The organism is Oerskovia jenensis (assembly GCF_016907235.1).
Lineage (GTDB): Bacteria > Actinomycetota > Actinomycetes > Actinomycetales > Cellulomonadaceae > Oerskovia > Oerskovia jenensis.
On sequence record NZ_JAFBBO010000001.1, the window covers coordinates 2,566,575 to 2,582,079 of the forward strand.

Genomic DNA, 15,505 nt, shown 5'->3' on the forward strand with positions numbered 1-15,505 from the left:
GCATCGTCTCGAAGGGTGACCGAGCCACGAGGTGCCGTGGTCGAGGGTCCCGCGCGAGGAGGAGAGACATGAGCGGGAGAGTGCTGGTCGCGGCCCACGTCGACACCGGGGAGGCCGACGCGGCCGAGTCGTTGCGCGAGAGGGTGGTCGCGCTCGAAGCCGCGGGGGCGCACCTCGTCACGTTCGCCGGCGGCCCGGGCGGGGAGGGGCTGTCGGCGATCGAGGCGGCGTCGTTCGCCGCGGCCTGGACCGACCGGGTCGGGCTGGTCCCGGTCGTCGACCCGGTCCACGGCGAACCCTTCCACCTGTCCAACCAGCTCTCGAGCCTCGACCGGATCTCCCGTGGTCGGGCGGGCTGGTGGATCGAGGTCGTCGACGACGAGGCGCACGCCCGGGCCAGGTCCAGGACGCCGGTCGGCGACGCCCTCGGCGTGGAGGTCGCCGAGGTCGTGCAGGTCGTGCGGCTGCTCTGGGACTCGTGGGACGACGGCGCTCTCGTCGCCGACCAGGCGTCGGGGCGGTTCCTCGACGCCGACCGGATCCACTACGTCGACTTCGTCGGCCGACGCTTCTCGATCAAGGGGCCGGCCCTGCTGCCCCGCCCACCGCAGGGTCGGGTCCCCGTGCTCGCCGCCGCGGGGTGGCTCGACCAGGAGCCCGCCGACGTGGCCGTGCTGTCCGGGACGCTCCCGCGCCCTGGCGGGCAGGAGCAGCGGACCGTGGTCGACGTCGTCGTGGGCCCGGAGCCCGACGGGGGCGACGGGGCTCCCGGGAGCGACGAGAGCGACGCGGTCGTCGAGAGGGTGCGGCGGCTCGGGGGCGCCGTCACGGCGGTCCGGCTCGTCCCCACGGGACCCGAGGGTGCGCGCCGCGTCGTGCAGGACGTGATCCCCGCCCTGCGTGCGGCCGGGCTCGTGGCTCCGCCACCCGAGAGCGGGCGGACGCTGCGTGACCTGTTCGGGCTCCCGCGGCCCGCGGGAGTGTTCGCCTCGGCACGCGGCAGCGTGTCGTCCACCGAGAACGAGAGCGGGACCCGATGAGCGCGCCGCGCCGTGAGCTGCACCTCGCGGGCTTCTTCCCGTTCGGTCCGCACTACGACTGGACCGCCCGCGAGGACCCGGAGGACTACTACGACGTCGAGTCGTACGCCGGCCTGGCGCGGTCGGCCGAGCGTGGGCTGTTCTCGGCCCTGTTCCTGGGTGACAGCCAGCGGCTGCGCGAGCACCTGGGCCGGGTGAACGACACCGTCGTCACGGGCCGACCGGACCAGCTCGTGCTCTTCGCGCACCTGGCCGCCCGGACCCGGCACCTGGGGTTCGTCGCGACGCTCAACACCACGTTCTCGGACCCGGTCGACCTGGCCGCGCGCGTCGCGACCGTGGACCGTCTCTCGGGCGGCCGTGTCGGGTGGAACCTCGTGACGACCGAGAACGCCTGGACGGGGGCCAACTTCCGTCGCGGCGGGTACCTGCCCGCCTCGGAGCGATACCGGCTCGCCGAGGAGCACCTCGCGGTCGCCCGACGCCTGTGGGACGCCGAGCAGGGCGCCGAGGTGCGGCACACGGGCGCGCACTACGACCTGGTCGCGACGTCCCCGCTGGCGCCCTCGGCCCAGGGCCGGCCGGTCCTGTTCCAGGCCGGTGAGTCCGACGAAGGGCGGGACTTCGCCGCCCGGCACGCCGAAGGGATCTTCTCGCGGTACCTCGACCTCGACGCCGCGACGTCGTTCGCCGACGACATGCGGCGTCGGCTCGTGGCGCACGGGCGGCCGGCGGGCGCCCTGCGGATCTTCCCTGCGGCGAGCATCACCCTGGGGGACACCGAGGCCGAGGCGCGTGAGAAGGCGGAGTGGTTCCACCGGCGGACGTGGACCGACCGCATGGTCCTCGCGGTCGTCGAGGCGGTCTGGGGTCGCGACCTGTCCTGGCTCGACCCCGACGGCCCACTGCCCGACGTCGACCCGGTCTCGGCCGAGCAGACCAGGACCCACGGCGTCGTCAACACCCGCGACCGGCCCCTCGAGACGGCCGCCCGCTGGCGGAAGGTCGTGGCCGACGAGGGGCTCACGGTCCGGCAGCTCGTCGACAGGGTCACGACCTCGGCCGCGTTCGTCGGGACGCCCGGGGGCGTGGCCGACCGGCTCGCCGAGTACGTCCGCGCAGGGGCCCTCGACGGCATCAACCTCACGCCGCAGTCGGTCCCCGACGGCTTCGACGACGTCGTGGACCGGCTCGTGCCCGAGCTCCAGTCGCGTGGGGTCTACCGCACGGAGTATCCCGGGACGACGTTGCGCGAGAACCTCGGGCTGCGCAGCGCGGTCGTGCAGGGGGCGCGTGGCTGAGGGGACGGCGTCGGGCATCGTCCTCGGCGACGTCCCGGTCGGGTGCGTCGTGCCCGGCCAGGGTGCGACGAGCCCGCCGGGACGCGCCCCGCGGCTACCCCGGCGATCATGGGGGCATGCCCTCGCTGCTGCAGGTCGTCCGGTCCGTGGTCGCCCCGCTCACGCGCACGCGCTCCTTCCGCCGGGTCGCCCCGGTCGTGCTGCCGCCGGTCGAGCGGTTCCTCGCGCGCGTGTCGGGCGGGCGGTGGCAGATCAGCGCGATCCTCGTCCCGTCACTCGTCCTGCACACGACGGGCGCGCGGTCGGGCGAGCCGCGCAGCACCTACCTCATGTACACGCCCGACGGTCACGGTCGAGCGATCGTCGCGGGCACGTCGTTCGCGCGCGACCGCCACCCGGCGTGGACGTACAACCTGCTGGCGCACCCCGACGCCTCGATCACGGTGCGCGGCCGGGACCTGCGGGTCCGGGCGAGCCTGCTCGAGTCCGACGACGAGCGCGAGGCCGCGTGGGAACTGATCCAGGCGCAGTGGCCCGGGTACCGCGCGTACGAGCGCGAGTCGGGGCGCGTGGTCCGACTCTTCCGGCTCCAACCCCTCGCCTGAGGGGAGGGACCTGCTCCCGTCCGGAGGGCCGCGCCGAGCGTCACCCCAGCGGTTCGACGACGGAGCGTTCGTCGGGCAGCCCCGTCACCCGGTCGAGGGGCTCGCCCCGCCCGCGCGGCCACTCGCGGAAGTCGCGGAACGTGATCGGCACGCCGCGGGCGACCGTGAGGTCGGCGCTGTCGGTGACCTGCAGGTGCACGTGCGGCTGGGTCGAGTTCCCGGAGTTCCCGCACTCGGCGAGCGGCTGCCCGACCCGCACCTCGTCGCCGACCCGGACCAGCAAGGACCCGCGCCGCAGGTGCACGACCGACACGAGGGCCACGGACCCCGGCAGCGCGATGGTCACGTGGTTCCCGGCCACGGCGTGCACGCCCTGCCGCAGCCGCGCCGCGGCCCCGAGCGCGTAGGGCACGAGGGACACCTGGGAGCGCCGGGCGGCGTGGTCGTCCTCGCCGTCGTGCACCTGGACGACGACGCCGGCCGCGGGCGCGAGGACCGGGCGACCGAACGCGACGAAACGTTCGGGGGGTTCGGTCGCGAGGACCGTGCGCCAGTCGCGGACCGCGGCCGTGCGGTGCCGGGAGTCGACGCCCACGAAGTCGATCGCATACCGCTGGCCCAGGAGGTCGACGCCGTGGCTCGGGACCCGGCGCGCAGGACTGTTCTGCACGAGCCAACGCCCACGGAACGGCAGCGCGAGCGTCACGGTCATGGCGCCTCCGCCACGCGTGCCGTCCCGCCCTACGCGAGGAACGCGAGCAGTGCCCGGTCGACCTCCTCCGCGTGGGTCCAGAGCAGGCCGTGGGGGGCGCCGTCGACCTCGACGTAGTCGGCCTCGGGGAACGCCGCGTGGAACGGACGGCCCGTCGAGTCGATCGGCAGGATCCGGTCGGCCGTGCCGTGCAGGATCAGGGCGGGCTTGCCGCTCGCCCTCACCGCCGCGACGTCGGCGCGGAAGTCCTCGATCCAGGTCGGGACCACGGCGTAGGCGGCGACGGGGGCCGACCCCGTGGCGGTGTTCCAGCTCGCCGTCACGGCCTCCTGCGAGATGCGTGTCCCGAGGTTCTCGTCGAGGTTGTAGAAGTCGGCGTAGAACTGCGTGAACCAGGCGAAGCGGTCGGCGCGGGCCGTCTCGACGATCCCGTCGAAGACCTCCTGCGGGACACCCGTCGGGTTGTCGTCGCGCTGGACGAGGAAAGGTTCGAGCGAGGCGAGGAACGCGAGCTTCGCGACGCGCTCGTGGCCGTGGTTCGCGACGTACCGGGCCAGCTCGCCCGTGCCCATCGAGAAGCCCACGAGGGCGACGTCGCGCAGGTCGAGCGCTTCGAGGACGGCGTGCAGGTCGGCCGCGAACGTGTCGTAGTCGTAGCCCGTCCCGACCTTGCTGGACCGGCCGAAGCCCCGACGGTCGTACGTCACCACGCGGTACCCGGCGTCGAGCAGGGTACGCGTCTGACGTTCCCAGCTGTGCCCGTCGAGGGGGTAGCCGTGGATGAGCACGACGGTCCGTCCGGTGCCGTGGTCCTCGTAGTACAGCTCGACCGGGGTGGTGTTCTCGCTGCCGGAGGTGATGTAGCCCATGAGTGGTTCCTTTCGTCCGAGTGCGTCGGGTCTGGTGGTGCTCGAGCGGCCGCGGTCAGTCCTGGTGCCGTGCCTGCCGCAGTGCGCGGAACGCGCCCGTCGACCACAGCGCCCACGCGACGAGCAAGGGCTGGAAGAAGAGCCGCCCGAGCCGCTTGGCGTCGGTGTCGAGCCCGAACCCGTCCTTGTGCTCGAGCCACTGCCCGACGTTCCCCGGGAAGATCACGACGAAGAACGCGGCCGCGACCAGCCCCACCGCGACCCGCCGTCGCGAGAGGACGACGAGAGAGGAGCCGAGCGCGATCTCGACCGCGCCCGACGCGAGGACCGTGACGTCCTCGTTCACGGGGAACCAGTCGGGCACCTGGGCCTGGAACTCCTCGCGCGAGAAGGTCAGGTGACCGATCCCCGCGAAGACGAGGCTCAGCCCGAGCGCGATGCGCCCGATCCGGCGGGCCACGGTGTCGGGCGGTGGGTCGGCGGTCAGGAGGGTGCTCATCCGGCCATGCTCGCCCGGGTCGCCCCGGTTGGCATCTGGGGGCGCCGTGGCGGTCCGGCCCGACGGCGCAGCGCCCCTGCGTGGCTGCCCTGGTCCGCGCCGCGGCACGACGGGGATGCCGGTGCCCCTGACGCGCGACCACGGTCGTCGGCTGCGCGCGCCGAGCCGCTGCTAGCGTGGCGATCGCCCCGGTCTTCCGGAGGCGTCGTCGAGAGTTCTGGAGCAGGGATGAGCACGCCGAACGTCCGGACGGAAGCCGGACCCGGACAGCCGGACGACGAGGGCCGCAGGTCGCGGAGCGGGCTGGTCGGACTCCTCCTGCTCGCCCTCCTGGGGGTCGTGCTGGTCGTCGCACCCGTGTGGGTCGTGGCGACGACGGGGGACGCGGTCCGGCACCAGCACTGGGCGCTCACCGCCGTCCTGGTGGCGAGCGCGGTCGCCGGAGTGCTTCTCCTCCTGGTGACCGTCGTGCAGGCTCGGCGGCCGGCTCGGCGCCCGGAGCGGTCGCGATCCCGGCGTGTGCTCCGCGGGATCTCCCTCGGTGCGGGACTGACCGTGCTCGTGGCGCTCGCTGCGGCGGTCGTGTGGCTCAGGCCCTTCCCGGCGACCACCCCGGCGCTCGCGGCCCTCGAGAGCGACGACTCGGTCGAGGTGCTCGACGAGGCAGGATGGATCGCGTTCGTCCCGCGGGACGGGGAGGCGACGACCGGGCTCGTCTACTCGCCGGGGGCTCGGGTGGACGTGCGCGCCACAGCCGCGGTGCTCCGCCCGCTCGCCGAGGCGGGCTACCTGGTCGTGGCGCTCAAGGAACCCCTGGGGATCGCCTTCACGTCTCCGAACCAGTCGGCCTCCGCGATGGCGGCGTTCGACGAGGTCGACACCTGGGCCGTGGGCGGTCACTCCCTGGGTGGCGTCGTCGCCGCGTCGTTCGCCGCCGCGCACGACGACGAGGTCGACGGCCTGCTCCTGCACGCCTCGTACCCGGCCGCCGACATGAGCGCGGCGGACGTCGAGGTGACGTCGGTGTGGGGATCGCGCGACGGCCTGACCACGCCCGACAAGATCGAGGCGTCCCGCGCCGACCTGCCCGTCACGGCCGAGCTCGTCGAGATCCCGGGGGCCGTCCACGCCTTCTTCGCCGACTACGGGGCGCAACCGGGGGACGGTGAACCGACCACGAGCCGGGCCGAGGCCCAGGCGCAGATCGTCGAGGCGTCGATCGGGGCGCTCGACCGACTGGCGGCGTCGAGACCCTGACACTTCCGGGGCCCCTCATCCTGGTGTGGGTCAAGCCCCCGCGTCGAGCAGCGCCTCGTACGGCGCGGTCTCGATCACGCCGCGGACCGCGCGAGCGAGCTCGGCGTCCGTCGTGACGAGGGCATCCCCCTGGAGCTGCGTGAGGGCCACGTACTCGGCGTCGTAGGTCGAGGCCCAGCCGAGCCGATCAGCCACCGTCCACGCGGTGCGGCGCAGCACGCCGTCGCCGAGGAGCCGGATCTTCAGACGGCCGACGCGGGCCAGCCGCTCCCGTCCGACCTCGACCGACAGGTCACCGCGATGCACGGCCTCGTGCAGAGCGGACAACGTCTGCGACCGCAGGAGGGTCGGCGCGAGCAGCTCGTGCGTGTCCGAGACCTGGGAGTCGTCGGCGACGAGCCGCAGGACCGTGCCGGGGTCGACGACGAACCGGGTCATGGAGCACCTCGCTGGTGTGGGGAGAGGAGGGTGTACGTGCCTCCGCCATGGTCCCGCCCGGCGGCGACAGACGCACCCGGGGCGCGTGACGTCGTCGGGCTGTCCCAGGCCCCGGCTACCGTGCACGTATGGTGCTGACCCCCGACCTCCTGGCGCGGCTCGACGCCGCGGTGGCCCTCTACGGCGCGGGCGAGCCCTCGACGCGCGACGAGATCGAGGAGGCCGTGAGCGGCCTCGACGTGGTCCTCGACCCTGGGTACGTGGAGGTGGTCGGGCGGCACGGCGGCTGCTTCGTGGGCGTCCCCGTCCACGGGCTGCACAACGCGCCGCTCCTCGAGGGCGCCGACGTCGCGGCCCTCACGCGCGCCTTCCGCGCGGACGGCTGGGCCGTCGCGGACGAAGGGCTCGTGATCGGGTTCGACGGCTCGGGCAATCCCCTCGTGATCACGAACGACGGCCCCGTCGTGACCTTCGACCACGACACGGGCGAGCGGCGCACTCTCGCCGAGACCTTCGCGGACCTGCTCGACCAGAACCTACCCGACCTCCCGCCCACCCCGCCCACCCCGCCGACCGGGCCGACCGCATGATCCTCGCGCAGCGCAACGTCCTGGGCGGCCCCGACCGGGATGTCGGCGCGGTGGTCCGGCTGCGCCGCGCGCTCCTGGCCGAGTGCGCCCCGCTCGACGTCCCGGGCCTGGACGAGCTCGACGTCATGCTCGCGCTCGGCGGCTCGGTCACGCCCTCGGCCGGCCCGGCCGGGGTCCGCAACGTCCGGTTCTCCCGGTCGCGGCGACGGATCACCGCGACGGTCGTCGTGCCCGCGCACGAGCTCGACGCGACGACCCCGGAGCTCGACGCCCTGCTGCCCCACCTCGCCGAGCTCGCGGCGACCGTGGCCGCGCGCTGCGCCCCCGACGCCCCGGACGCGGTCCGTGCGGCGCTCGCGGGCGCTTTCGAGCGGGCCGTCGCGACGGCGACCCGCGCCTGAGCGGAGCGGGGAGTCGAGGCGCGGGCGCAGTCCCGGACGCCGGTATCGGCCGTGGGACGATGTCGCGCATGACCGAGCTGACCCTGCACGACGACGCGAAGCGGCGCATGGTGCGCACCAACCTGATGCTCATCGGGATCCTGGCGCCGCTCCTCGGGCTGAACGCGGTCACGCTCGCGATCACCACGCGGAGCATCGCGCTCCCGCTCGTCTTCCTGGGCCTCGTGCTCGCCATGATCCCGCTGACGTACGCCCTCGCCCGCCAGGTGGCCGACACGTCGCGCGTCACGTTCGGTGACGGGACCCTCACGGTCCAGGGGTGGGGGCGGTCGAAGACGTTCACGGTCGAGGACATGGAACGCGTCGTCACGATCGACAGCATGGGGTTCGCCGGCGCCGCGCCCACCCATCACCTCGTCGTCGTCGGACCGCGCAAGCGTCTCCTCCTGCTCGTGGGACAGATGTGGGACCGCGAGCAGCTCTCCGCCCTCGCGCTCGACCTCGCCGGTCGCGGCGTCCCGCTCACGCCGATTCGTCAGCCCGTCACGCCGACCCAGCTCCGTGCCCTCGACCCGCGCCTCGTGCCGTGGCGCCAGGCCCACCCCGTCGCCGTCAGCCTGCTCGTCGGCCTCGGTGTGCTCCTCGTCCTCGTCACGCTGTTCGTCACCGTGGTCGCGATCCTGGTCTGAGCTGCGCGCTCGGCGCAGGGGCGGCGGGCGGCGCGTCCCCGGGGGATGCTGGGCGGATGGAGATCGAGGCCGTCGGCGAGGTGTGGCACTGGCGGGGGCCCGCGCCCTTCCACTTCGTGACCGTGCCCGACGACGAGAGCGCCCGCATCCACGAGGTCGCGGCTCTCGTGACCTACGGCTGGGGCATGATCCCCGTCTCGGCGCGCATCGGGGGCACGACCTGGACGACGTCGCTCTTCGCGAAGGACGGCCTGTACGTCGTGCCGCTCAAGGACGCGATCCGTGCGGCAGAGGGCGTCGAGCTGGGCGACGTGGTCACGGTGCTCCTGACGCTCGACGTCACGCGGTGAGGGCGTCCCGGGGTGGGACCTCGGCGGCGCTCGTGGGCCGCTCCGCGGTCCCGGCCTGAGCCCGCACGACGTGCGAGCGAGCGTGCTCGATCGCGGGCGGCAGGTCTGCGAACAGGTGCTTCTCGTGGCGCAGCTCGTCGAGCACGCCGACGCGTGTCAGCACGGGCAGGTGGGCGGGCTGGATGCCCTTGACCAGGACCGTGACGCCCGAGCGCTCGAGGTCCGCGACGAGCTCGCCCAGCGCGTGGGCGCCCGTCGCGTCGACGAGGCGCAGGTGCGAGAGCCGCAGGACGACGACCAGGGCGTCCTGGTCGTCGCGGATCTGGGCGTGGATGCGGTCCGCCGCGCCGAAGAACATGGCGCCGTCGAGCCGGTAGAGCGCGATGTGCTCGTCGCCCGGCACTGCGGGCCCGGGGAGCGGCTCCCGGTGCACGGCCGCCGCCTTCGCGACCGACCGCAGCGCGAAGAACGCCGCGACGAGGAGCCCGATCTGCACGGCCTCGATGAGGTCGACCGCGATCGTCACGACCGCTGTCACCACGAGCACGAGGGCGTCCGCCCGGGTCGAAGTGAGCACGGCGCGGAGGGTCGCGACCGAGACCATGCGCACCGCGGTGACCATCAGGACACCGGCCAGCGCCGCGAGCGGGATCGCCGAGACGGGTCCCGTCGCCAGGTAGATGACGCCCAGGATGACGACCGAGTGCACGACGGCCGCGAGCCGCGTCCGGGCACCCGCGCGCACGTTGACCGCGGTCCGTGCGATCGCGCCCGTCGCGGGCATCCCGCCGAACACGCCGCTCGCGATCGATGCCAGGCCCTGGCCCACGAGCTCGCGGTCGGGGTCGTAGCGGTGGGAGGCGTCGTCGGGCACGGCCGGGGTGCGGGCCCCGGAGGTGCCGCGTCCGGGAACCGCGCGCCCGGCTCGACCGGCCGGCTCGGGCGAGGGCATGGCCGCAGCGACGCGCGCCGACAGGAGGGACTCGATCGCGGCAAGGGCAGCGACGGCGAACGCAGGGCCGATCAGCGACCGCAGCAAGCCCGCGTCGAGGGGCGGCACGGTCGGCAGGGGCAGGGAGTCGGGCAGCGCCCCGATGCGCGCGACGGGCGCGCCGGCGAGCTGGGCGACGACGGTCGCGAGCACGACCGCGACGAGCGAGGCGGGCAGCGCAGGAGCCACGCGCGGCAGCACCAGCATCACGACGGCGACGAGCGCCACGGTGCCGACCGTCCACAGCGCCGTGGGCCCGTTCGCGACCGCCGCGACCACCGAGTCGACGGCGACCACCAGCGGGTTGCCGCCCACCGCGCCCGTGACGCCCAAGGCCGCGGGGACCTGCTGGAGGAAGATGATCGCGGCGATCCCGGCCGTGAACCCCTCGACCACGGGCCACGGGATGAACGTCACGACGCGACCCAGCCGCGTCACCCCGGCCAGCAGCACGACGACGCCCGCGAGGATCGCGACGAGGGGCACCGCCGCGGGGCCGTGCTGGGCGACGATCGGGGCGAGGACGACGGCCATCGCGCCGGTCGGCCCGCTGACCTGGACGCGCGAGCCGCCGAACACCGCGGCCACGACGCCCGCGACCACGGCTGTCACGAGGCCGGGACCGGGCCCGACCCCGGCACTCACACCGAAAGCGAGGGCGAGCGGCAGGGCGACCACGCCGACCGTGATGCCGGCCAGCAGGTCGGCGCGCAGCGTCCGCGGCCGCAGGTCGACGTCGGCGCGCGAGGGGAGCAGGTCGCGTACCGAGCGGCCCGCCCGGCTCACTGCCCGGTCCGTTCGCTCTCCCCCTGGAGGGGAGGCAGCTCGTCCGCAGCGGCGAGCTGTCGCCCGGACGCGTCGAGCGTCTCGCGCAGGAACGCGCGCGCCACGACGAGCAGCTCGGCGACGAGCGGCCTGCTCAGCCGGTAGACGACCGTGTTGCCCGTGCGTGACGAGGTCACGACGCCGGCCCGCTTGAGCACGGCGAGGTGCTGGGACAGGACCGAGGCCTCGACACCGGTCGCGGCGAGCAGGTCGCTCACGGGGGCCTCGTGGTCGGGTGCGACGCTGAGCACCTCGAGCGCCTGGATGCGGGTGGGGTGCGCGAGGGAGCGGAACAGCTCGGCCTTGATCGCGTAGAGCGGCGCCGTGGTGGCGGTGGTGGGCACAGGACCTCCTGGAGACTTGACAAGTTTAGCAACTCCTCAAGTCGCGGCAAGGCCGGGTCGCCGCCGGCCGTGGCTCGCCGTCACCTCTCGGTCGACGGTGCCGGGGGAGGCGTCGGGTCGAGGGCCACGAGGACCGCGGGCACCTCGCACCCGAGCGGCGCGGCCACGTCCATGCGCGTCACGACGGTGTAGCCGTCCTGGGTGAGCGGGGTGTCGAGCTCGACCGAGGCCCCGCTCACCAGCGCTGCCGAGTAGTCCGTGAGGCGCGTCCCGAGCGTCGTCCAGTCGACCACCCAGTAGCGGGTCGGCCTGTCGCCGTCGACCAGGTCGGCAGGAAGCGCGGCGACCGACGCCGCGAGGTCGTCGATCGCGGTGACCACGCCCGTGAGCTGCGCCGCCCGCTCGGGGGCCGGAGCCGTTGGGTCGAGATTCGCGGCCGCCGCCTGGACCGCTGCGCAAGGAGCCTCCAGCGCCTCGGTCACCGGGGGGCTGTCGATGAGCTCCAGCGGGTCGTGCGACAGGTACGGCCCGAGGACCGTGACCACGCCCCAGACGCAGGCTCCGACCAGAGCGACGCCCGACGCTCCGAGCGCCCAGGCCCAGACCGGCCCGTGGCCGCGTCGCCGGTGCGCGACCTCCGAGGGCGAGGGTGGCGGCATGGGCCCCGGATGCGACGTCATGCCGGGATCCTGGCAGGTGGCTCCGCGTCACGGGGCGATCTGCATCGGATCGTGACCGGTCCGCAACCCTCGTGGGACGATCGCTCGCGTGCCGATCCTCACCGAGCCCACCGTTCCCTCCGGCCGCCTGAGCGCGCAGCCCATGCCCGTCCTCGCGGGCGACGGTCTGACGCTGCGGCCCTGGGTTCGGGCCGACGCACCGGCCCTGCTCGTCGCCTACCAGGACCCGGCGATCCAGCTCTGGCACGCCCGCGCGATGGTCGACGTCGCCGAGGCGGAGACCTGGATCGACTCGCGGGCCGAGCACTGGGAGCAGGAGGCCGCCGGGGACTGGGCCGTCGAGTCCTGCGGCGTGGTCGTCGGGCGCGTCGCCCTGCACCACCTCGACCTGCACGAGGGCGGGGGAGAGGTCGGGTACTGGGTCCTGCCCGCCGCGCGAGGTCGCCGGGTCGCGCCGCGTGCGGTCGGTCTCCTGGTCGCCTGGGCGTTCGCGGACCTGGGCCTGCACCGTCTGCGGCTCGTGCACTCGACGCGCAACGAGGCGTCGTGCAAGGTCGCGCTCGCGGCGGGGTTCGCGCCCGAGGGCACGCTCCGGGAGAGCGGCAAGCACGTCGACGGTTGGCACGACATGCACCTGCACGGGCGCCTCGCCGGCTGACGGGCCGCCCGCCTCATCTGGCCCTCATCCGCGGTGGCTACGCTCGGCGAGCCATCACATATACGGACGATCCGGCGCTTTCTCCGCAAGGCGCCGGATCTTCCGCACGCTCTCGACGAGGAGACCAGATGCCCGCCGCCGAACCCCAGACCCTGACCTCGGCGCCCTCGCCGACCGCGCTCAGCGACCGGCCCGCCCCCAGCGACCCGCCCATGCCCAGCGACCCGCCCGCGCCCGGCGACCCGACCACCGGGCAGGGGCCCGCGCGGCGCTCCGACGCCGTGGCCGTCGCCCTGGCGGTCCACCTGACGCGGTGGTCGGTGCCTGCGCTCCGGGTCACGCTCGGACTCGTGTTCCTGGGCTTCGGGGTGCTCAAGTTCTTCCCCGGCGCGAGCCCGGCGGAGCAGATCGTCACGCAGACCGTGGGGGCCCTGACCTTCGGGGTCGTGGAGGGTGCGGCGGCGGTCGTCCTCACTGCGGTCGTCGAGACCTTCATCGGGCTGACCCTCCTGACGGGACGGGGCCTGAAGGTCGGCCTGATCGTGCTCGCCGTCGCGCTCGTCGGCATGATGTCGCCCGTCGTGCTCTTTGCCGGCGAGCTCTTCGGGGACGGCATGACGCTCCTGGGCCAGTACGTCCTCAAGGACGTCGTCTTCGTCGCGGGGGCGGCCGTGGTCGCGGCAAGCACGCTGGGAGGACGGCTGACCGGCGATCCGAGATGACCGCTCGAGACCTTCCGCAGCCCGACGGCGCCACGTGCGTGCCGCCGTCGGGCCGGGGGAGGAGCGGTGCGCCTCAGGAGTCCCAGATGGCGCCGAACGCGGGGATGCCCCGCGACTCGAGACCCTCGACGACCTCGAACGTCGTCGGACGGTTGGAGATGCAGATGACGGCCTCTGCGCCGGTCGCGCGCACCGCGTCGAGCGCGAGGGCCACGAGGTCCGGCTTGCCCTGGGCGCGGGTGTCCCACACGAGGGCGTCCGGCAGCGACTCGGTGATCTCGGCGACGAGCCCGGGGCCGAACGTCTTCTCGGGTGTGCGCGTGACCCACACCAGGTGGGCCGGTGCGCCCGCGAGCAGGCTCGGCAGGCACGGGCCGATCCCGCTGCCCGTCGTGATCCACACGACCTTGCGGAAGAGCTTGCCGACGTTCCCGGCCCCGGCCGTGGGGACGCCGCGGACCCACACGTGGTCCGGCGGGGAGTCGATGAAGGACCCGGTCCAGTCGCCCGCCCGGGAGATCGCGAGGCGCAGCTCGGGGCGGCTCGGCGTGACGAGGTTGGCGAACGGGTGCCACTGGCCGAGGGGGTGCCGGGCGATCGTGGTCGAGGAACCCACGAACGTCCGCGGGTCGTGGTGGAGGCGCACGATCGCGACGTGGGAAGACGGCGTGTGCACGTCCACGGCGACCTTGCGCAGGTGCAGCCACGGCAGCCCCACGCACACGACCACGACCGCCAGGACCCACGTCGCGGGAGCCGAGAGGATCGCGGCCCAGGGGTCGGCGGGCGCGAGGTCGTGCGCGAACAGGACGGTCAGGGCCACGAAGCCCGCGAGGGTCGACCACCCGCCGAGCCGGTGGCTCATCTCGAACAGGTCGTGGCGCCGCCGGCGCAGCGGCGCCGTGGCCAGGGCGGCGATCGTCAGCAGCAGCAGGGCGAGCGCGACGACCACCCCGAGGGTCGGCGACGACAGCGCGTCGCGCCCCGACGGGCTCAGGGCCGTCGCGGCGAACAGGGTGAACCACGCGGTCGCCGAGATCGCCGCCCCGACGTGGATCCCGCCCAGGTGGTAGACCTTCGCGAGCCCCGCGCGGACGCGCAGCGGCCACGTCACGGGGGCGCTCGTGGCGAGGCGGAACAGCAGGTTGACCACGTGCTGCTGCCGGATCACGGCCGCGGCCCCGAGGTTCAGCGCGGCCGCCGTCAGGGTCAGGTCGAGACGTGCGGTCGTCGACGTGCCCGGGAGCAGGGCGAAGGCCGCCCCGACGTTGACCGCCAGGACCAGGACGACGAGCCGCACGTAGGGCATGAGCGCCGGGCGCGTCCACAGCCGCCGCCAGCCCGTCAGCAGGGGTGGGAGGTCGGCCTCGGTGGTGGTGTGCGCCACGGTGGTCGTGGCCGAACGGTGGTCGGTGGACTGGGGGGAAGTCATACGGTGGCCTCCTCGTCGGTGCGCTGACCATACTGTGACGGAGACCGCCGGGGCGCGGGATCCACAGGGTGATCTGGTGGCGCGCTCCTTCACCCGCCCGCCTCGTGCGGCACCGGACCCGACGACGTCGCGTGCGTGCCGCCGTCGGGCGCCGCGGGGCACGGGCCCGGCTCCCGCTCCCGACCGTGCACAGTCGGCTCCCAGACTCGGCATCTACCCTGGTCGGACGCTCGCCGGAACCGGCGCCCGCGTGCCCCGGCGATCCCGAGACACACCGGAGTCCTCATGAAGAAGCTGCCCACCGCCCTCACCGTGCTCGTCCTGACCGCCGCCCTCGCGGGCTGCTCGACCGGCGGTGACGCCAGCGGGCCGGGGGACGGTCCGGCCGCGCCGGGCGGCACCTCGAGCACGGGCTCCGCCCCGGCCGAGGTCAACGACGTCGACACCCACTTCGTCGCGATAATGACCCCGCACCACGAGCAGGCCGTCGAGATGAGCGAGATCATCCTGGCCGTCGACGGCGTGAGCGCACCGACGCGCGACCTCGCGCAGCGGATCCTCGACGGGCAGGCCGAGGAGATCGGGACCATGCTCGGCTGGGCCGACGCCTGGGGCCTCGACGACCTCATGCAGATGCACTCCGTGCACGTCGCGAACGGCATGCTCACGAGCGACCAGATGGGGTCCCTCGAACGCCTCGCGGACGCGAGCACGGGCGACCCGACCGTCGTCGGCGAGGCCGAGAAGACGTTCCTCGAGCTCATGCACTCGCACCACGAGGGCGCGATCGCGATGACGCAGGGCGAGATCGAGGGTGGCGGCCACGTCGGGCTCCGGGATCTCGCGCAGGTCATGGTCGACGTGCAGACGGCCGAGATGGCCGAGATCGACGCGCTGCTCGGACGGTAGGTCGCGCCCGTCCGGGCGACCGCACCGCTCCCCCGGCCGCCGCACCAGCACGTGGACGAGGGTCGACGACAGCCCGTAGCCGACGCCGTCGCGCTCCTCCGCCACGACCGAGGGCCGGGTGGACCGCCGCAGGACCTCCCAGCCGGCGTAGGCGTCGTCGAGCAGACCGAGGGCCTCGTCCGACGTCAGGGGG

The 15,505-nt window shown here is 74.2% G+C and carries 19 protein-coding genes; 11 read left to right on the forward strand and 8 right to left on the reverse strand.

What is annotated here, in order from left to right; genetic code table 11:
* The first annotated feature begins 68 nt into the window (after window positions 1-68).
* The 3 genes from JOD49_RS11480 to JOD49_RS11490 all read left to right on the forward strand — a co-directional run bounded on the left by JOD49_RS11480 (window position 69) and on the right by JOD49_RS11490 (window position 2,946).
* Window positions 69-1,040 (forward strand): LLM class flavin-dependent oxidoreductase, encoded by a 972-nt coding sequence (locus JOD49_RS11480; RefSeq protein ID WP_205307297.1) that lies wholly within the window; start codon window positions 69-71, stop codon window positions 1,038-1,040.
* Window positions 1,037-2,341, forward strand: a complete 1,305-nt coding sequence (locus JOD49_RS11485) for an LLM class flavin-dependent oxidoreductase (RefSeq protein ID WP_205307298.1) — start codon at window positions 1,037-1,039, stop codon at window positions 2,339-2,341. The genes JOD49_RS11480 and JOD49_RS11485 overlap by 4 nt, the downstream gene beginning before the upstream one ends.
* Window positions 2,342-2,457: 116 nt before the next feature.
* Window positions 2,458-2,946: a nitroreductase/quinone reductase family protein gene (locus JOD49_RS11490; protein ID WP_205307299.1), complete on the forward strand. Its 489-nt coding sequence runs from the start codon at window positions 2,458-2,460 to the stop codon at window positions 2,944-2,946.
* A gap of 40 nt (window positions 2,947-2,986) precedes the next feature.
* Here JOD49_RS11490 and JOD49_RS11495 read toward each other — a convergent pair whose 3' ends face one another.
* Genes JOD49_RS11495 through JOD49_RS11505 form a run of 3 tightly spaced genes read right to left on the reverse strand, consistent with a single transcriptional unit; the run spans window position 2,987 to window position 5,026 of the window.
* Window positions 2,987-3,658: a M23 family metallopeptidase gene (locus JOD49_RS11495; RefSeq protein WP_205307300.1), complete on the reverse strand. Its 672-nt coding sequence runs from the start codon at window positions 3,656-3,658 to the stop codon at window positions 2,987-2,989.
* Window positions 3,659-3,687: 29 nt separating this feature from the next.
* Window positions 3,688-4,527, reverse strand: a complete 840-nt coding sequence (locus JOD49_RS11500) for an alpha/beta fold hydrolase (protein WP_205307301.1) — start codon at window positions 4,525-4,527, stop codon at window positions 3,688-3,690.
* A gap of 55 nt (window positions 4,528-4,582) precedes the next feature.
* Complete coding sequence (locus JOD49_RS11505) at window positions 4,583-5,026, reverse strand: DoxX family protein (RefSeq protein ID WP_205307302.1); 444 nt, start codon at window positions 5,024-5,026, stop codon at window positions 4,583-4,585.
* 228 nt (window positions 5,027-5,254) lie between these two features.
* On the opposite strand from JOD49_RS11505, the gene JOD49_RS11510 reads away from it, so the two are divergent.
* Window positions 5,255-6,283, forward strand: coding sequence for an alpha/beta hydrolase (locus JOD49_RS11510; protein ID WP_205307303.1), 1,029 nt, complete (start codon window positions 5,255-5,257; stop codon window positions 6,281-6,283).
* Window positions 6,284-6,313: 30 nt separating this feature from the next.
* Here JOD49_RS11510 and JOD49_RS11515 read toward each other — a convergent pair whose 3' ends face one another.
* Complete coding sequence (locus JOD49_RS11515; RefSeq protein ID WP_205307304.1) at window positions 6,314-6,721, reverse strand: type II toxin-antitoxin system VapC family toxin; 408 nt, start codon at window positions 6,719-6,721, stop codon at window positions 6,314-6,316.
* Window positions 6,722-6,849: 128 nt separating this feature from the next.
* Here JOD49_RS11515 and JOD49_RS11520 point away from each other — a divergent pair, with 128 nt between their 5' ends.
* The 4 genes from JOD49_RS11520 (at window position 6,850) to JOD49_RS11535 (ending at window position 8,751) form a co-directional block, all read left to right on the forward strand.
* Window positions 6,850-7,311, forward strand: coding sequence for an SMI1/KNR4 family protein (locus JOD49_RS11520; protein ID WP_205307305.1), 462 nt, complete (start codon window positions 6,850-6,852; stop codon window positions 7,309-7,311).
* Entirely contained in the window at window positions 7,308-7,712 is a 405-nt protein-coding gene (locus tag JOD49_RS11525) for a hypothetical protein (protein ID WP_205307306.1), read from the forward strand. The genes JOD49_RS11520 and JOD49_RS11525 overlap by 4 nt, the downstream gene beginning before the upstream one ends.
* A gap of 68 nt (window positions 7,713-7,780) precedes the next feature.
* Window positions 7,781-8,401 (forward strand): hypothetical protein, encoded by a 621-nt coding sequence (locus JOD49_RS11530; protein ID WP_205307307.1) that lies wholly within the window; start codon window positions 7,781-7,783, stop codon window positions 8,399-8,401.
* A 56-nt stretch (window positions 8,402-8,457) separates the two neighbouring features.
* Window positions 8,458-8,751, forward strand: a complete 294-nt coding sequence (locus JOD49_RS11535) for a DUF1905 domain-containing protein (protein WP_205307308.1) — start codon at window positions 8,458-8,460, stop codon at window positions 8,749-8,751.
* On the opposite strand, the gene JOD49_RS11540 is transcribed toward JOD49_RS11535, so the two are convergent.
* From JOD49_RS11540 to JOD49_RS11550, 3 genes are all read right to left on the reverse strand, one after another.
* The gene (locus JOD49_RS11540; RefSeq protein ID WP_205307309.1) at window positions 8,741-10,528 is read right to left on the reverse strand and encodes a SulP family inorganic anion transporter; all 1,788 of its coding nucleotides are present in this window, start codon (window positions 10,526-10,528) and stop codon (window positions 8,741-8,743) included. The genes JOD49_RS11535 and JOD49_RS11540 overlap by 11 nt on opposite strands.
* Window positions 10,525-10,911 carry an ArsR/SmtB family transcription factor gene (locus JOD49_RS11545; protein ID WP_205307310.1) on the reverse strand — a complete coding sequence of 129 codons (387 nt, stop codon included), beginning with the start codon at window positions 10,909-10,911 and terminating at the stop codon, window positions 10,525-10,527. Before JOD49_RS11545 ends, JOD49_RS11540 begins: the two co-directional genes overlap by 4 nt.
* Window positions 10,912-10,991: 80 nt before the next feature.
* On the reverse strand, window positions 10,992-11,591 hold the full coding sequence (locus tag JOD49_RS11550) for a hypothetical protein (protein ID WP_205307311.1): 600 nt from the start codon (window positions 11,589-11,591) through the stop codon (window positions 10,992-10,994).
* 88 nt (window positions 11,592-11,679) lie between these two features.
* Here JOD49_RS11550 and JOD49_RS11555 point away from each other — a divergent pair, with 88 nt between their 5' ends.
* Both JOD49_RS11555 and JOD49_RS11560 read left to right on the forward strand, forming a co-directional pair.
* Window positions 11,680-12,249 carry a GNAT family N-acetyltransferase gene (locus JOD49_RS11555; RefSeq protein WP_205307312.1) on the forward strand — a complete coding sequence of 190 codons (570 nt, stop codon included), beginning with the start codon at window positions 11,680-11,682 and terminating at the stop codon, window positions 12,247-12,249.
* Between the two features lie 128 nt (window positions 12,250-12,377).
* Window positions 12,378-12,971, forward strand: coding sequence for a DoxX family protein (locus JOD49_RS11560; protein ID WP_239525201.1), 594 nt, complete (start codon window positions 12,378-12,380; stop codon window positions 12,969-12,971).
* A gap of 73 nt (window positions 12,972-13,044) precedes the next feature.
* Here the strand turns inward: JOD49_RS11560 and JOD49_RS11565 are convergent, their stop codons facing one another.
* Complete coding sequence (locus tag JOD49_RS11565; protein ID WP_205307313.1) at window positions 13,045-14,403, reverse strand: FNR domain-containing protein; 1,359 nt, start codon at window positions 14,401-14,403, stop codon at window positions 13,045-13,047.
* A gap of 285 nt (window positions 14,404-14,688) precedes the next feature.
* Here JOD49_RS11565 and JOD49_RS11570 point away from each other — a divergent pair, with 285 nt between their 5' ends.
* Window positions 14,689-15,312 (forward strand): DUF305 domain-containing protein, encoded by a 624-nt coding sequence (locus JOD49_RS11570; RefSeq protein WP_205307314.1) that lies wholly within the window; start codon window positions 14,689-14,691, stop codon window positions 15,310-15,312.
* The last annotated feature ends 193 nt before the right edge of the window (window positions 15,313-15,505 follow it).

Bases quoted from the DNA above. Each gene is read 5' to 3' on its own strand.
- JOD49_RS11480 (WP_205307297.1), top strand. From the start codon at position 69: ATGAGCGGGAGAGTGCTGGTCGCGGCCCACGTCGACACCGGGGAGGCC.
- JOD49_RS11485 (WP_205307298.1), top strand. From the start codon at position 1,037: ATGAGCGCGCCGCGCCGTGAGCTGCACCTCGCGGGCTTCTTCCCGTTC.
- JOD49_RS11490 (WP_205307299.1), top strand. From the start codon at position 2,458: ATGCCCTCGCTGCTGCAGGTCGTCCGGTCCGTGGTCGCCCCGCTCACG.
- JOD49_RS11495 (WP_205307300.1), bottom strand. From the start codon at position 3,658: ATGACCGTGACGCTCGCGCTGCCGTTCCGTGGGCGTTGGCTCGTGCAG.
- JOD49_RS11500 (WP_205307301.1), bottom strand. From the start codon at position 4,527: ATGGGCTACATCACCTCCGGCAGCGAGAACACCACCCCGGTCGAGCTG.
- JOD49_RS11505 (WP_205307302.1), bottom strand. From the start codon at position 5,026: ATGAGCACCCTCCTGACCGCCGACCCACCGCCCGACACCGTGGCCCGC.
- JOD49_RS11510 (WP_205307303.1), top strand. From the start codon at position 5,255: ATGAGCACGCCGAACGTCCGGACGGAAGCCGGACCCGGACAGCCGGAC.
- JOD49_RS11515 (WP_205307304.1), bottom strand. From the start codon at position 6,721: ATGACCCGGTTCGTCGTCGACCCCGGCACGGTCCTGCGGCTCGTCGCC.
- JOD49_RS11520 (WP_205307305.1), top strand. From the start codon at position 6,850: ATGGTGCTGACCCCCGACCTCCTGGCGCGGCTCGACGCCGCGGTGGCC.
- JOD49_RS11525 (WP_205307306.1), top strand. From the start codon at position 7,308: ATGATCCTCGCGCAGCGCAACGTCCTGGGCGGCCCCGACCGGGATGTC.
- JOD49_RS11530 (WP_205307307.1), top strand. From the start codon at position 7,781: ATGACCGAGCTGACCCTGCACGACGACGCGAAGCGGCGCATGGTGCGC.
- JOD49_RS11535 (WP_205307308.1), top strand. From the start codon at position 8,458: ATGGAGATCGAGGCCGTCGGCGAGGTGTGGCACTGGCGGGGGCCCGCG.
- JOD49_RS11550 (WP_205307311.1), bottom strand. From the start codon at position 11,591: ATGACGTCGCATCCGGGGCCCATGCCGCCACCCTCGCCCTCGGAGGTC.
- JOD49_RS11560 (WP_239525201.1), top strand. From the start codon at position 12,378: ATGCCCGCCGCCGAACCCCAGACCCTGACCTCGGCGCCCTCGCCGACC.
- JOD49_RS11565 (WP_205307313.1), bottom strand. From the start codon at position 14,403: ATGACTTCCCCCCAGTCCACCGACCACCGTTCGGCCACGACCACCGTG.
- JOD49_RS11570 (WP_205307314.1), top strand. From the start codon at position 14,689: ATGAAGAAGCTGCCCACCGCCCTCACCGTGCTCGTCCTGACCGCCGCC.